The following is a 14,367-nucleotide window of genomic DNA, read 5'->3' on the forward strand; positions in this document are numbered from 1 at the left end:
GTATTTCCATGATGGGACCTAGCCCTAAGCTTGTATCTTTTGAATTTGATTTTATAGCATCTCGCCGCGAAGCGACCTAGTTCCTAGGCTTTTATCGCTTGTCATCGATTTTATCGCTCTTACCAGCTTTTGACATTGCCTGTATAGCATCTCGCCGCGAAGCGACCTAGCTCCTAGGCGGTTTCCAGCTTGTCATCGCCTGTTATCGATTTTTATCGTTCTTACCAGCTTTTGACATTGCCTGTATAGCATCTCGCCGCGAAGCAACCTAACTCCTAGGCTGTTTCCCGCTTGTCATCGCCTGTTATCGATATTTATCGTTCTTACTAGCTTTTGACTTTGCCTGTATAGCATCTCGCCGCAAAGCGACCTAGTTCCTAGGCGGTTTCCCGCTTGTCATCGCCTGTTATCGATATTTATCGTTCTTACTAGCTTTTGACTTTGCCTGTATAGCATCTCACCGCGAAGCGACCTAGTTCCTAGGCTTTTATCGCTTGTCATCGCTCTTAACCGCTTCTAGCGTCTCAGCTCTACTTCTTCATCATCGCTTTTAAGTCTGCGAATGGATTGAAAGTGGCAGCATCTTGTTTGGCTTCTTTGGTGCTACCGTAACGAATCAACTCTTCAAAGCGTGAATGTTCATTGTCGTGACAGTACAGGCACAACAACTCCCAATTAGTACCATCTGACGGATTATTATCATGATTATGGTCGCGATGATGCACAGTTAATTCAGATAAATTTTTATGAGTAAACTCTCTGGTACAACGCCCACATACCCAAGGGTAGAGCTTTAGCGCTTGCTCACGATATCCTTTTTCACGAGAGGCTTTGTAGTCTCTCGCTTCTGCTAATACTTTATCTAATTTACTTTCATTGGCTGACATTGATTTATCACTCATAAATAAAATTACCCCAAGGATAATCACTGTTATCTCTTGGGGCAATTGTTTGTAACAGCTATTTTACGATTAATCGCGACTGACGCAAATTAACAATGACAAAGCGCTGATAATCGATCGCTTAGCGTAATATAATAGCCTCAAGCCTAGGCGCTATAAAAGCAAAGTTAAAACGATGAACAGCGATAAAATGGGATGACAAGTGCTACGTTCGCTATAACCGATTGATATCGCCGTTTTCGCTTGATATCCCCGTTATCGCTTATTATCGCTCTAATCGGTTGTTAGCCTATTTAAGCTTCTTTACTGTTAGATATCCCAGCGGTTAAATTAAAACGCATCGCATCTTCAAATGACCAGTCGACAAAAATAAGGTCGTCGCGTTTAACCAAACTGGTCACCCCTGCGATTTGGTAACTGAGTTGGAATAATACTGGCACCCAATCACCTTCTGGCAATGCATCTGCAAGAGGCTGTGGCGCTGAGTCACTCATGATAAAACCCACAACAAAACTGCCATTGGCTTGTTTGACTAATACCGTTTTTTGAGTTTTAGGTTGGCCGTCACGGTTCATTAAACTGGCGATATCACGGATACTGCCATAAACAGATTTAAACAAAGGAAACTTCATCAGTTGGTTTTCAATCCAACCGTAAACCCAAGCAATCGGGCTAACTGAAAATAGTAACCCCGCAACAAACACTAAACCCGCCACCAAACAAAAGCCTGCGCCAACAAAAGCCGCTTTTACCCCCACGATATCAAGCAATAATTTACCTAAGCCATCTAGTGAGATAAACAGTGACCAAAACAGCCAGATAGACAACACCATAGGCAATAAATTGGTTAAACCACGAGTAAGGGTATTTTTCATGAACGTTTTCTTCTACATCAGATTTAGGCGCCAAAGATAGCAAATATCCATCAAAACAGCTAAACAAAAACGCCCTATGCTGGGCTGTTTGTTAGATAAACAGTGCAACATAGGGCGTTTCAAAAGTCGTTAAGACCTCTTACAGCTCTTTTTCCATTTCTTCGTAAGAAATATGGCGAACGTCTTTACCTTTCACATAGTAAATCACGTACTCACAGATATTCTTACAACGGTCTCCGACACGCTCGACCGCACGCGCAGCCCATAATACGTCTAACACACCAGGGATTGAGCGAGGATCTTCCATCATATGAGTCATCAACTGACGGATAATACCTTCATACTCCTTGTCTAATTTCGCATCTTCTTTGTGTAACTCAAATGCTTGGTCTGCATCCATACGTGCTAATGCATCTAACGTTGAGTGCAACATACGTGTGGCGTGACGCCCCATGTTTTCAATACTCACCAATAAAGGTTGTTGACTGTTAGCGCGCTTTTCTACCGCTGCTTTAGCAATACGAACACAAGCATCACCAATACGTTCAAGATCAGTAATGGTTTTAGAAATGGCCAAAATCAAGCGTAAATCACTGGCAGCAGGTTGACGCTTAGCAATAATACGGGTGCACTCTTCATCAATAGCCACTTCCATACCATTGACTTTATGATCGCCTTCAATCACTTGTTGCGCTAATTCTGAGTCAAGTGTTGCCAGAGCATCCAATGCTTGCTCAAGCTGGCGCTCAACAAGACCGCCCATGGCTAATACGCGATTACGAATATCATCAAGCTCAGCATTAAACTGACCTGATATGTGTTTACTTAAATTCATTTTTTCCATGATACCCACCTAAATTCTGTATGTTAATAAAAAGCGTTTTAAGCAAGATTAACCGTAACGACCGGTAATATAATCTTCTGTTTTACGCTTTTTAGGGGTCGTGAAAATGGTGTTGGTATCAGCGTACTCAACCAACTCACCCATGTACATAAAGGCCGTTTGATCAGACACTCGAGCCGCTTGTTGCATGTTATGCGTCACAATCACCACGGTATACTGTTGTTTTAGCTCAGTAATCAATTCTTCAATGGTTAAAGTCGAGATTGGGTCAAGTGCTGACGTTGGTTCATCGAGTAGCAGTACTTCTGGCTCAATAGCAATAGCACGGGCAATCACCAAACGTTGTTGCTGACCACCAGATAAACCAAAAGCATTATCGTGTAGACGGTCTTTCACTTCGTCCCAAATCGCTGCGCCACGTAATGAACGCTCTGCCGCTTCGTCTAAATCACGACGGTTGCTTAACCCTTGTAAACGTAAGCCATACACTACGTTTTCGTAAATTGACTTAGGGAATGGGTTAGGACGCTGAAACACCATGCCGACGTTACGACGTAGTGCTGCGACATCAACTTTCTTGTCATAAATATTCTGCCCATGAAGTAAGATTTCACCTTCAATTTTACAACTATCAACCAAATCATTCATACGGTTAATGCAACGTAACAGCGTTGATTTACCACAACCACTTGGGCCGATAAATGCCGTAACTTGTTTTTTAGGGATCTTCATCGACACATCAAATAGCGCTTGCTTGTCACCGTAACGTAAATCAAGGTTACGAATTTCAAGTGCGGTATCCTGTGCCGGTAAATTAGCTAAATCAACGGCTTCTGTTTGCATTGCTGAACTATCAATAGAAATCATTTTATCTTTCCTCAGGATATCGCTAATTAATGTTCTAGCGAACGGAATTTTTCACGTAAATGGTTGCGCACGCTGATAGCGGTTAAATTAAGAGCAACAATTACAGATACTAATAAGAACGAAGTTGCATACACCAATGGGCGTGCTGCTTCTACGTTAGGGCTTTGGAAGCCTACATCGTAAATATGGAAACCTAAGTGCATGAACTTACGTTCTAAATGCACAAACGGGAAGTTCATATCAATCGGTAATGTTGGGGCTAATTTTACCACCCCCACTAACATCAACGGTGCTACTTCACCGGCAGCACGTGCCACGGCTAAAATCAAACCCGTCATAATGGCTGGGCTTGCCATTGGGATCACAATGCGCCATAAGGTCTCAGCTTTAGTCGCGCCTAATGCTAAGCTGCCTTGACGCACTGCACTCGGAATTCGGCTTAAGCCTTCTTCGGTTGATACAATGACCACTGGCAAGGTTAAAATGGCTAAGGTTAATGCAGACCAAATCACTCCAGGAGAGCCAAATGTGGGTGCTGGTAACGCCTCAGGGAAGAACAATTGGTCAATTGAGCCGCCCATCATGTACACAAAGAAACCTAAACCAAACACACCATAAACAATTGACGGTACACCGGCTAAGTTAATTACCGCAATACGGATAAGCTTAGTAATAGGGCCTTTCTTGGCGTATTCATGCAAGTAAATAGCAGCAATAACCCCAAATGGCGTTACGATAACAGCCATGAGCATCACCATAAATACCGTACCAAAAATAGCGGGAAAAACACCACCTTCAGTATTGGCTTCACGTGGGTCATCACTAACAAAGCGACCAATTCCCACAAACCAGTGGCCCACTTTACCGAGTAAGTTCATGTGATTGACGTAACTGACGTCTAGAATAGAGTCCAGTTGCAAGGTGACTTCAACACCGCGCATATCTTTCACTACAACAGAATCACGAGCTGCTTTATCACGCAGGGCAAACAAGTCTTTTTCAAGCACTAAGTAGTCTTTGTTAAGCTGTCCGATTTGCGCTTTGATGTCTGCTTTACGCTCAGCGGTTAATTCGCCATCAAGCTCATAACCACGTTCTTTCAAACGTAGACGTTCCATTTGATAATTTATCGAGCCAATATCGCTTTTTTGCAACGCCAAGGCTTGATCAGAAATTGCCACTGCGCGGTCGATATGGTCGAACAAAGACGCTTCTATGTCTGCTTCATTAGTTAACTCTAAGCGTTTACCGTCTTCGATTACCGCAACAGGATAACCGTAAAAATTACCGTTTTTAGTTCGTTCAAGTTTAGCGACATCAGTGGGCATAGAGCGGCTAACGATATCGGTTCCCAAAATCCAACGGAAATCTAGACCAACAAACTCACGGTTACCGGTTTTTACCAAGTAACGAGTAACAAACTCACCAGGGTGTTTGGTAAATTTATGACCAGCTGAAATTAAGCGCTCTGTAGGCACCTCTTCACGGTCGTAAATCTCACCAATTAAGGTACTTTTAACGCCATTGTTGTCTTCGAGTTGCCATTCGTAAACATCAGCAGGCCAGAAGTAGCTCAAGCCACGCCACGCGATTAACAGTAGTAAGCCTAAAACGGCAATCAAACTGATACTAACGGCACCACCGGTCATCCAAATCCACGGTGAACCTGATTTAAACCACTTACCCATTGCACAAACCTCTCAAGGCGATTGGCGAATTAATCATTAATTGAGTCATCATCTTTCCTTACAGTGAGCTATAACGTTCGCGTAAACGTTGGCGAACAACTTCAGCAATGGTATTAAAGAAGAAGGTGAACACGAACAATACAAAGGCAGCTAAGAACAATACGCGATAATGCGTACTGCCAATGGCCGACTCAGGCATTTCTACAGCAATGTTTGCCGCTAAGGTACGCATACCTTCAAATACACTCCACTCAAGGATTGCAGTATTACCGGTTGCCATTAACACAATCATGGTTTCACCCACTGCACGGCCTAAGCCCATCATAATGGCCGAGAAAATACCCGGGCTGGCGGTAAGTAATACCACCTTAGTCAAGGTTTGCCAGTTTGTTGCACCCAGTGCCAAACTGCCGTTTGATAAATGACGCGGCACAGAGAAAATCGCATCTTCAGCAATTGAGAAAATGGTTGGAATTACCGCAAACCCCATGGCAATACCCACAACCAGCGCATTACGTTGGTCGAAAGTGATGCCTAAATCATTAGTAATAAATTGACGAGTATTGCCATCAAATAATGCCACTTCAATCACTGGGCTTATCTCAAAAGAGAACCAACCAATAAATATAATCACCGGTAATAGCATTAGTTCTTGGTAGGTTTCTGGTAGACGATGCTTCCATTTTTCAGGCAATTTACTCCAGGCAAAAGCAGTGGCAAGTATTGATGTGGGCAATAACATCAATAACACCACAATACCGGGCAAATGATCTTCAATCAGTGGCGCTAACCATAAACCGGCCAAGAAACCCAAAATTACTGTCGGTAATGCTTCCATAATTTCAATGGTAGGTTTAACGACATTACGCACTTTAGGTGTCATGAAGTAAGCGGTATAAATCGCCCCAGCAATCGCCAATGGCGCGGCAAATAGCATGGCGTAAAATGCCGCTTTCATGGTGCCAAATGCCAGTGGCATTAAGCTTAATTTGGCTTCAAAGTCGTCAGAACCTGAAGTCGACTGCCACACATATTGTGGTTCAGGGTAACCTTCGTACCACACTTTTTCCCACAGTGCGCTCCAGGATATTTCTGGATGATCATTTTCAACAGAGAACAGGTTAAGTTTGTTATCGGCTTCAATCACCAAGGCGTTTGAACGCGGGCTAAAGCCCATTTTACCGGGGTTGGTTAACTGAAATTTCTCGTCGAATAACTGACGTTCACTGGTCGTATAAAGCAGTGTTAACTCCCCTTCTGCACTCAGCACGGCAAAGCTTTTACGATAAAACTCTGTTGCCATTACACTAACAGGAGCAAGATCATCAAACTCACGAATCTGCTGATATAAACGACCTTTTTCGCTATTAACTTGGAAGTACTGACTCACTATACCGCTGTCATAACTCACCAAAATAGAGCTGGCACCGGCAAGTAAATTTACTTGCTTAACTTCAGCATTTACTTTTTGAACATCGACAACTTGAAGTAACTCAACAGAGTCGGCATCGCGAGTGTTATAAATAAACAGTTTATTATTAGCACTCAAAATAAGCTGACGGTGATCAGGAGTCATTATCGCTGATATAACATTACTAGGAGCATCGCTTATAAATACTTCAACAGATGACCATTCAACTTCTTCAGTCATCATGTTTTCTTCGCCTTCTTGGCGATTAAGCTTCCAAGCACCTTTGGCGTCTTGGTATGCAAAGCTCATGCGACTGTCGCTAAAATCAAACACCAGATTATAAACCGCACCGTCACTATTAATCGTCAAAGGCGTTTCACCCATCGGATAACGCAAAGAGGGTGTAATGACACGTTTATTGTCTGGGTAAGTTAATCCAAACTCAATGCCGACAACAATCACTTGGCCGTTACTCAGCCCTAATGCAAAACGTTGCTCGCTTGGGCTTGATTTTGCGCTGCTGGTTACCGTTGTGCCTTCAGGGATTTTTGGCTTAAAAGATGAAATCAATTCACCGCTAGCGGCTGAATAAAAATCAACGACACCCGATTCGGTCACTCGATAAAGCACTTCGTTTTGTTCATCACTGCCAACAGTTAAGGTTTTCGCATCAGTATGTTGATAACTCACACTGGTAACAGGTTCTATATGCGCTCCATCAAAAATGGGCTTGATGACATACAGCAAATAGAAAAATATTAATAACAGGGTGACAAACACTAATGTGCCACCAACGGTTACCCCAATCTCTGCTGCTTTATCCTTAAATGCTCTGCGGGTTGCATGTCTATCAACGAGTAGACTTTTTTCCGCAGAACCAGGTTTATTGACCTGACTTTCCATTAAGAACCTCTAATAATTAATCGATGCCATAATTAGCGCTTTGAATGTGTAGTCTACTATGCTAACAATAATTATTTATTACTAAATAAATGAAAGTAAACCACAGTAAAACAATAACACAATCTTAAGTGGCTGCGATTATATGACGTAAATATGACATTTGTGTTACAGACATTACTTATAGGAGAAATATCGAATGATGCGTTATCTTATTACTCTTCAAGCACCTGATAGAAAAGGCTTAGTAGAACAAATTGCTAATGTAGTTAGTCGCCATGGTGGCAATTGGCTAGACTCTGAAATGCGCCATATAGACGGTATTTTTGCTGCAATATTACAATTAGAAGTTCCAGCTCTAAAATGGGATGAGTTAATTGACGCCTTAGAATGCATTGACGGCTTAACCTTAACCTTTGCTAAAACAACATTAAGTGCTAAACCGATTAAACATTTGCACTATAACTTAGTCGCATATGATCGTCCTGGGATTGTGTTACATATATCTAATAAAATGAATGCTCTAGGCGTAAATATAGAACAATTTAGTAGCCAATATGAAACAGCAAGCCACACCGGTATTGCATTATTTAGAGCAACGATGGCATTAGGGTTAACCGACCCAAGCCAAGAAGAGCAAATTACAGCATCACTGTATGAAATGGGTGATGATGTTGTATTAGATAAACTGAGTAAATCGGCATAAGTTGATTTGAACATTTAGAACGAATTAAGCCTAAAATCCATTTTGATCATCTGTTAAACTGCCACAAAATAATGATGATAAAAATGGATTAACCATGTTTGGAACGCTATCAAAACTGAAAACCCACCTCAATGATAACCATGAGGTGGAGTACCATTTACCTGTTGGTGAAGCGCGTTTAGCCCTTAACCCGCTTATTGGTAAGTCATTAACCATGACTCATACAGGTAATATTTTTTGCAGCAACTGCGGTAAAAAGACCAAGAAAAGTTATTCTCAAGGTCACTGCTACGTATGCATGTCAAAACTGGCCAGTTGCGACTTGTGTATAATGAAGCCAGAAACATGCCATTTTGATCAAGGTACTTGTCGCGAACCAGAATGGGCCATGTCAAATTGCTTTGTACCCCACTATGTTTATTTATCGAACACTTCAGGCATTAAAGTCGGTATTACCCGCCATACTCAAATCCCAACCCGTTGGATAGACCAAGGCGCAACCCAAGGCTTACCTATTTTTAAAGTGTCGACACGTAAAATGTCAGGCTTAATTGAAATTGAATTAGCCAAATTCATTAACGACAAAACCCATTGGCAGGCTATGCTAAAAGGCCATAATGATGATGTCGATTTGGTTGAACAAGCAGCCAAACTTATCCCGTTAATTGAAGATAAACTGCAAGCTCTCGCGGCCGAATACCAGGACATTGTTATTGAACGTCTAGACGCGAACATTCAAGCCATTAGTTACCCAATAACGCAATTTCCAATTAAAGTTAAATCGCATAATTTTGATAAAATTGCTGAAGTAACAGGTATTTTGCAGGGCATTAAAGGCCAATACCTTATTTTTGATACTGGTGTGATTAATATTCGTAAATTCTCATCTTACGAAATCGAAGTGAGCTATTAACTTACTTGCTTGCTGTTGTGCTTTATTGCCAGATGTTGGCGAAGAAACACAGCAGCAAGCCAGTTGTAGCGCTTATAAAACAATTAATTTGCGCAACTGCTAAAAAATTCATTATGGTGAATGACTAAAATCCCCTAAAATTCTGCTTCTAAAAAATATAACCCAAAGAGATTTGTTCATGGAGTTAGTATTCGCCATTGCTTTATTTGCTTTTTCTGCCGGAATTACTCCAGGCCCAAACAACATCATGTTGATGACCTCAGGTGTGAATTTTGGTATTAAACGCAGCATTCCTCATCTAATGGGTATTAGCTTAGGATTTCCGACCATGATATTAGCGGTCGGGCTTGGGTTAAGTGCAATATTTCAAGCTTATCCTTTCATTCATATTGTGATTAAGGTAATTGGAATTAGCTATTTGCTGTATTTATCATGGCTCATCGCTAATAGCAGCAATAAAATGGAAGGCAAGCAGGTGAGTAAACCATTTACTTTTTTACAAGCTGCAGCGTTTCAATGGGTTAATCCGAAAGGCTGGATTATGGCTGTTGGTGCTATAGCAACATTTACCTCAGTACAACAAGAACTTAATAGCCAGGTGATGACCATAGCGAGTGTGTTTTTATGTGTCGCCTTTCCCTGTGCGATTGTCTGGTTAGGATTTGGGGTGGCACTAAAACGGTTACTTAAAAATGAGCGTCAACAACGTATTTTTAATATCACTATGGCTTTATTATTAGTGGCATCGATCATCCCAATGATGTTACCGCCAACAACACACTAATCAATTTAATAGCGATAAAGGGTTAAGTAATGGAACAACATGAATGTCTTGCTCATACCGAAATTTGGGTAAAAGATGTCATTATGAAATACAACATTTGCCCATTTGCCCGTCGAGAAGTCGAACGAGCAAGCATTCGCTATGTTGCCATTGAAGAAACTAAAACAAAGGCTGTGCTAAAGGCGTTGATTGAAGAATGCCAATACTTAGATAATCATCCTGACACTGAAACAACCCTGTTTATTTTGCCGCGAGGTTTTGAAGGTTTTTACCCTTATTTAGATTTAGTTGATTACGCTACAGATGAACTAATTGAACAAGGTTATGAGGGTGTTTATCAATTAGCGACATTTCATCCGGACTATTGTTTTGAAGGAGAACCACAAAACAGTGCAGCTAATTTTACCAATCGTTCCCCCTACCCTTGCCTGCATATTATCCGCGAAGCCAGCATGGAAATGGCATTAGCCAACTATACTGATCCGGAATCTATTCCTGAGCGAAATATTGCGTTTGCAGAACGAAAAGGAAGCGATTTCTTTGTCCAATTACTGCAACATTGCACCAAATGAGTTGAGAAAGGTCACAGGCTATAAAGAGCGGTGACTAGCGATGACAAGCGATTAACAGCCTAGAGACTAGGGCGGACTTCGTCCTGCTAGATCGCTGCGCTGCTATAAAAGCAGATTAAGCGAGCGAGTGATGAAAACGATAACGAGCGATGACAAGCGTTCTAACATCTAGGCTTGTTCGCTTGCTATCTTTGCTTAGATTGTCACCGCCCTTACCGCTTGTTATCCATTTATAGCCTAGGGACTAGGACGGACTTCGTCCTGCTAGACGCTGCGCTGCTATAAAAGCAGATTAAGCGAGCAAGTGATGAAAACGATAACGAGCGATGACAAGCGTTTTAGCCTCTAGGCTTGTTCGCTTGCTATCTTTGCTTAGATTGTCATCGCCCTTACCGCTTGTTATCCATTTATAGCCTAGTGACTAGGGCGGACTTCGTCCTGCTAGATCGCTGCGCTGCTATAAAAGCAGATTAAGCGAGCAAGTGATGAAAACGATAACGAGCGATGACAAGCGTTTTAGCATCTAGGCTTGTTCGCTTGCTATCTTTGCTTAGATTGTCATCGCCCTTACCGCTTGTTATCCATTTATAGCCTAGAGACTAGGGCGGACTTCGTCCTGCTAGATCGCTGCGCGGCTATAAAAGCAGATTAAGCGAGCAAGTGATGAAAACGATAACGAGCGATGACAAGCGTTCTAGCATCTAGGCTCGTTCGCTGTTTTTTCGCTTGTCATCTTCGCGTAGATTGTCATCGACGTTACCGCTTTTCTCGCTCGTTATCGTTTTAGCTTGTCGTAGTAGATAAGATAAATTTGCTGACTTGTTGTGACATGTCACTGGCATCACTCAATAAATTATCATTTAGCAAAGCAATCTGATGTGATATCTCCTGCGTATGGTGATAGATCTCAGTGATTTTCATCGCATTACGATTCACTTCCTCAGCCACGGCTGATTGTTCATGTGTTGAAGCGGCAATTTGTTGGTTCATGCTGTCAATCACACCAACGTGTTGAGCAATCAATTTAAGCTCATTGCCTGCATGTTGAGATTCTGTAACACTTTGTTGTGCTTGTACCTGGCCTCGCTGCATAGCACTGACGGCAGTGGCCGCCCCCGCTTTAAGACGCTCGGTCATCGCTTTAATGTCTTCTGTTGAACGTTGTGAGCGCTGAGCTAAGGTACGCACTTCATCTGCAACAACGGCAAAACCTCTTCCTTGCTCACCCGCTCTAGCTGCTTCGATTGCCGCATTTAATGCGAGTAAATTAGTTTGGTCAGCAATAGAGCTGATGACCGCTAAAATGGTCACAATATCTTGTACATCTTTATCTAAACGTTCAATACTTTGCGCAGCGTTGGCAATTTCTTTAGCCAACAATTGAATCGCATCACTGGTTTTACTAACGTCGTTGTTACCACTCTGCACTTCGATATTGGCATTGGCTGATGCTTCTGAAACCTGCACTGCATTAGCGGCAATTTCGTGGACCGTGGCACTCATCTCAGTCATCGCAGAAGCGACTTGCTCAGCTTCTGACGAACCTTGTTCAACATCTGCTTGCATTGAGTGAGTAAAACCATTCATTTTTTCAACCGCATGAACCAAACTCAATGCATTACGACGCACTTGGGTAATAACAAGTTCAAACTCTGCCATCATTTGATTGAATGCTATCGAAATTTGACCAAATTCATCATCTGACTGATGGCTTAAGCGAGTGGTTAAATCAAATTGAGTGCCTGCATGTAGCACCTGTTTGTGTAGCACACTTAAGCTACGATGTAAGTAGCGAGAAACAACCATGCTCATCACAATAGCAAAAATAAGAGCCAGCAATAACACAGCGCCAGTGAGATACATATGCTCAGTTGCTTGTGACAATTTATCTTGGCTTAACTGTGACAAGTCTTGGCTGAATTGTTTTTCTAGTTGAGTTAGCAATTCAATCCGTGCCGTCGATATTTTAAACCAATCTTCTGGGCTTTGTTGTGCCATTGCGACGCTGTCTTGTGCAAAGGCAATTTCACGAAGTTGGTCAACACTCGCCATAGCACTGTCTTGTTGTGCTTGTTTAAAAATACGGATGTTTTCTGGGCTGGCAGCGGCAATAAACCGTTCTGCATAAGTTTGTTGCTCTGCCACTAGCGTGACAAATTTTCGATATGACCCAGGGGGAGATTCACTGCGGCCAAAAGTGGTGCTGAGGACAGCACGCTCTATTCCTGCTCGTTCTTTTAATTGTAAAAATGCCGCAAATGCTTTGAGCTTTATGGCTATTTGGCTGTCTAAACTCTGGCTAGCAGCATTATCAACCATTGATAATAATAGGGTATTGATGCGGGTATAATAACTAACCTGCTCTGCGACGCTAATGTTTAACGCTGTGACATTTTTACGTATTTGGCTTAGCTGATTAAATGCAGCGGCAACTTCACTATATGTGGATTGCAGTTGTTGTGGAAAATTCTCTTGCTGAGCAACAAGATTAAAACGTTGAATTTGTATGTCTGTTTCAGCACGTTGGTTAGTTAAATTGTCTTTAAATGCTTGGCCTTTAGAACTGAGAAAACCGGCACTCATGCCACGCTCTTTTTGCAGTTCATGTACTAATGAGCTATTGATAATGGCAACCTGGGTTAAATCAATAATCAGTGCTAACCGATGCTGAGTGTTGTATTCATTATTAAGGTACATACCACCAAATAGAATACTGGTTAATAACGGGGGGATTACAAGTAAAGCCAGTTTACGCGAAATTTTGAGGTTGCTAATCCATTGCCAATTCATACATCATCCTTTTAAAACTCTTTCGGTAAATACGTTTTTCTACACCAAACCATAAACCACATTGATAGATTTTGGTAAAGACTTTACAACAAACTCAGATCTAGCTCACAGCTAATTTAGTTTCTTTTAATTTAATAATGCTTTAAATACATATAATTGAGTAGTTACTATCTTTTCTCCTGCGTGAACCCAATGCAATCTGCATCTCAGACGATGAAATTGAGTGAATGAATTTAGCGTGTAAAGCTACCGTGATAAAATCAACTGAAAACGAATCTTCTCACTATCGATAACGATTTATAAACGAAAACAAAACTCGCTGATCAATTCAGGCCATTCATTGACTTCATCTACTGAGTCAGCAATGTGTAAAGTCGAATTGGGTAATGTTTGGTGCAATTCAATGGCGGTTTCAACCGGATGGGTCTTATCGCCATGCCAGGCTAAAATAAGCGTTGGCATTGTCAATCCGCTAAGCAGCTGCTTATTTGGCAAATCATTAAGGGCTGCGGCACGAAACAACTGATCAAGAGTTTGGCGAGTCATCTGTTTTAACCCATCGAGCATTCCTAGCACGCTGTGCTCATGACCATTAATCAGCCAATTAGGAAGTAATTTATCCCAATGTTTAGCACTTATTTTAGCTAAACCTTTACCACCAAAAATACGAGCTGCTTTTGCCATTTTATGATATTCATCCACTTGTGCCGCCCGTGCATGCCATGCGTTTGGTGGATTCATTAAGATCAATCCTTTTACCATGCCTGGATGCTTCAACGCTGCATATAAACTTGTGGCACTGCCCATTGATTGGCCACCTAAAATAAGCTCTGACGTTGCTTTACAATGCGTCGCTACACTTATCATGTCATTGGCCAGTTCTGGCCATAAATAGTCTTCTACGCACTTACCGGCAGAAGACAAACCATGACCAACTGCGTCATAACGAATCAGCTGCAATTTTTTAGGAAATCGATGCCAAGCATATAAACCAATGGCATCTTCACTTTGAATACAGCCTGTTGAACCATGAGCCCAAATAAGAGTTGGCCCTTTACCACTGATGGAACAATTAAACTGATTAATATTAAATTGCTCTGTCATGATGTTGGGCT

Annotated in this window: 12 protein-coding genes; 4 read left to right on the forward strand and 8 right to left on the reverse strand. The window is 41.8% G+C overall.

The window, feature by feature from the left end; all coding sequences use genetic code 11:
* Positions 1–530: 530 nt before the first annotated feature.
* The 6 genes from H5181_RS09405 to H5181_RS09430 all read right to left on the reverse strand — a co-directional run bounded on the left by H5181_RS09405 (position 531) and on the right by H5181_RS09430 (position 7,490).
* Positions 531–887, reverse strand: a complete 357-nt coding sequence (locus tag H5181_RS09405) for a YajD family HNH nuclease (RefSeq protein ID WP_041413485.1) — start codon at positions 885–887, stop codon at positions 531–533.
* Positions 888–1,195: 308 nt separating this feature from the next.
* Complete coding sequence (locus H5181_RS09410) at positions 1,196–1,777, reverse strand: DUF502 domain-containing protein (protein ID WP_011636835.1); 582 nt, start codon at positions 1,775–1,777, stop codon at positions 1,196–1,198.
* Between the two features lie 139 nt (positions 1,778–1,916).
* Positions 1,917–2,621, reverse strand: coding sequence for a phosphate signaling complex protein PhoU (gene phoU, locus H5181_RS09415; protein WP_041412865.1), 705 nt, complete (start codon positions 2,619–2,621; stop codon positions 1,917–1,919).
* A gap of 48 nt (positions 2,622–2,669) precedes the next feature.
* A complete protein-coding gene (gene pstB, locus H5181_RS09420) occupies positions 2,670–3,488 on the reverse strand; it encodes a phosphate ABC transporter ATP-binding protein PstB (RefSeq protein ID WP_011636833.1) in 819 nt (272 codons plus the stop codon).
* A 26-nt stretch (positions 3,489–3,514) separates the two neighbouring features.
* Positions 3,515–5,176, reverse strand: coding sequence for a phosphate ABC transporter permease PstA (gene pstA / locus H5181_RS09425; protein WP_182750876.1), 1,662 nt, complete (start codon positions 5,174–5,176; stop codon positions 3,515–3,517).
* Positions 5,177–5,234: 58 nt separating this feature from the next.
* On the reverse strand, positions 5,235–7,490 hold the full coding sequence (locus tag H5181_RS09430; RefSeq protein WP_011636831.1) for an ABC transporter permease subunit: 2,256 nt from the start codon (positions 7,488–7,490) through the stop codon (positions 5,235–5,237).
* Between the two features lie 196 nt (positions 7,491–7,686).
* Between H5181_RS09430 and H5181_RS09435 the strand changes: the two genes are divergently transcribed.
* The 4 genes from H5181_RS09435 to H5181_RS09450 all read left to right on the forward strand — a co-directional run bounded on the left by H5181_RS09435 (position 7,687) and on the right by H5181_RS09450 (position 10,462).
* Positions 7,687–8,193 (forward strand): glycine cleavage system protein R, encoded by a 507-nt coding sequence (locus H5181_RS09435; protein WP_011636830.1) that lies wholly within the window; start codon positions 7,687–7,689, stop codon positions 8,191–8,193.
* A gap of 94 nt (positions 8,194–8,287) precedes the next feature.
* Positions 8,288–9,106 (forward strand): DUF2797 domain-containing protein, encoded by an 819-nt coding sequence (locus H5181_RS09440; RefSeq protein ID WP_123776964.1) that lies wholly within the window; start codon positions 8,288–8,290, stop codon positions 9,104–9,106.
* A 178-nt stretch (positions 9,107–9,284) separates the two neighbouring features.
* A complete protein-coding gene (locus H5181_RS09445) occupies positions 9,285–9,890 on the forward strand; it encodes a LysE family translocator (protein ID WP_182750877.1) in 606 nt (201 codons plus the stop codon).
* Between the two features lie 29 nt (positions 9,891–9,919).
* Complete coding sequence (locus tag H5181_RS09450; RefSeq protein ID WP_182750878.1) at positions 9,920–10,462, forward strand: DUF1415 domain-containing protein; 543 nt, start codon at positions 9,920–9,922, stop codon at positions 10,460–10,462.
* 783 nt (positions 10,463–11,245) lie between these two features.
* Here H5181_RS09450 and H5181_RS09455 read toward each other — a convergent pair.
* Both H5181_RS09455 and H5181_RS09460 read right to left on the reverse strand, forming a co-directional pair.
* Complete coding sequence (locus H5181_RS09455) at positions 11,246–13,252, reverse strand: methyl-accepting chemotaxis protein (protein ID WP_182750879.1); 2,007 nt, start codon at positions 13,250–13,252, stop codon at positions 11,246–11,248.
* Between the two features lie 297 nt (positions 13,253–13,549).
* The gene (locus tag H5181_RS09460) at positions 13,550–14,356 is read right to left on the reverse strand and encodes an alpha/beta fold hydrolase (protein ID WP_102036648.1); all 807 of its coding nucleotides are present in this window, start codon (positions 14,354–14,356) and stop codon (positions 13,550–13,552) included.
* Between the last annotated feature and the right edge of the window lie 11 nt (positions 14,357–14,367).

Origin of the sequence: Shewanella sp. SG44-2 (assembly GCF_014164215.1) — a bacterium.
In the GTDB taxonomy this organism is placed as follows: Bacteria; Pseudomonadota; Gammaproteobacteria; order Enterobacterales; family Shewanellaceae; genus Shewanella; species Shewanella frigidimarina.

Bases quoted from the DNA above. Each gene is read 5' to 3' on its own strand.
- H5181_RS09430 (WP_011636831.1), bottom strand. From the start codon at position 7,490: ATGGAAAGTCAGGTCAATAAACCTGGTTCTGCGGAAAAAAGTCTACTC.
- H5181_RS09435 (WP_011636830.1), top strand. From the start codon at position 7,687: ATGATGCGTTATCTTATTACTCTTCAAGCACCTGATAGAAAAGGCTTA.
- pstA (WP_182750876.1), bottom strand. From the start codon at position 5,176: ATGGGTAAGTGGTTTAAATCAGGTTCACCGTGGATTTGGATGACCGGT.
- phoU (WP_041412865.1), bottom strand. From the start codon at position 2,621: ATGGAAAAAATGAATTTAAGTAAACACATATCAGGTCAGTTTAATGCT.
- H5181_RS09460 (WP_102036648.1), bottom strand. From the start codon at position 14,356: ATGACAGAGCAATTTAATATTAATCAGTTTAATTGTTCCATCAGTGGT.
- H5181_RS09455 (WP_182750879.1), bottom strand. From the start codon at position 13,252: ATGAATTGGCAATGGATTAGCAACCTCAAAATTTCGCGTAAACTGGCT.
- H5181_RS09410 (WP_011636835.1), bottom strand. From the start codon at position 1,777: ATGAAAAATACCCTTACTCGTGGTTTAACCAATTTATTGCCTATGGTG.
- H5181_RS09405 (WP_041413485.1), bottom strand. From the start codon at position 887: ATGTCAGCCAATGAAAGTAAATTAGATAAAGTATTAGCAGAAGCGAGA.
- H5181_RS09445 (WP_182750877.1), top strand. From the start codon at position 9,285: ATGGAGTTAGTATTCGCCATTGCTTTATTTGCTTTTTCTGCCGGAATT.
- H5181_RS09450 (WP_182750878.1), top strand. From the start codon at position 9,920: ATGGAACAACATGAATGTCTTGCTCATACCGAAATTTGGGTAAAAGAT.
- H5181_RS09440 (WP_123776964.1), top strand. From the start codon at position 8,288: ATGTTTGGAACGCTATCAAAACTGAAAACCCACCTCAATGATAACCAT.
- pstB (WP_011636833.1), bottom strand. From the start codon at position 3,488: ATGATTTCTATTGATAGTTCAGCAATGCAAACAGAAGCCGTTGATTTA.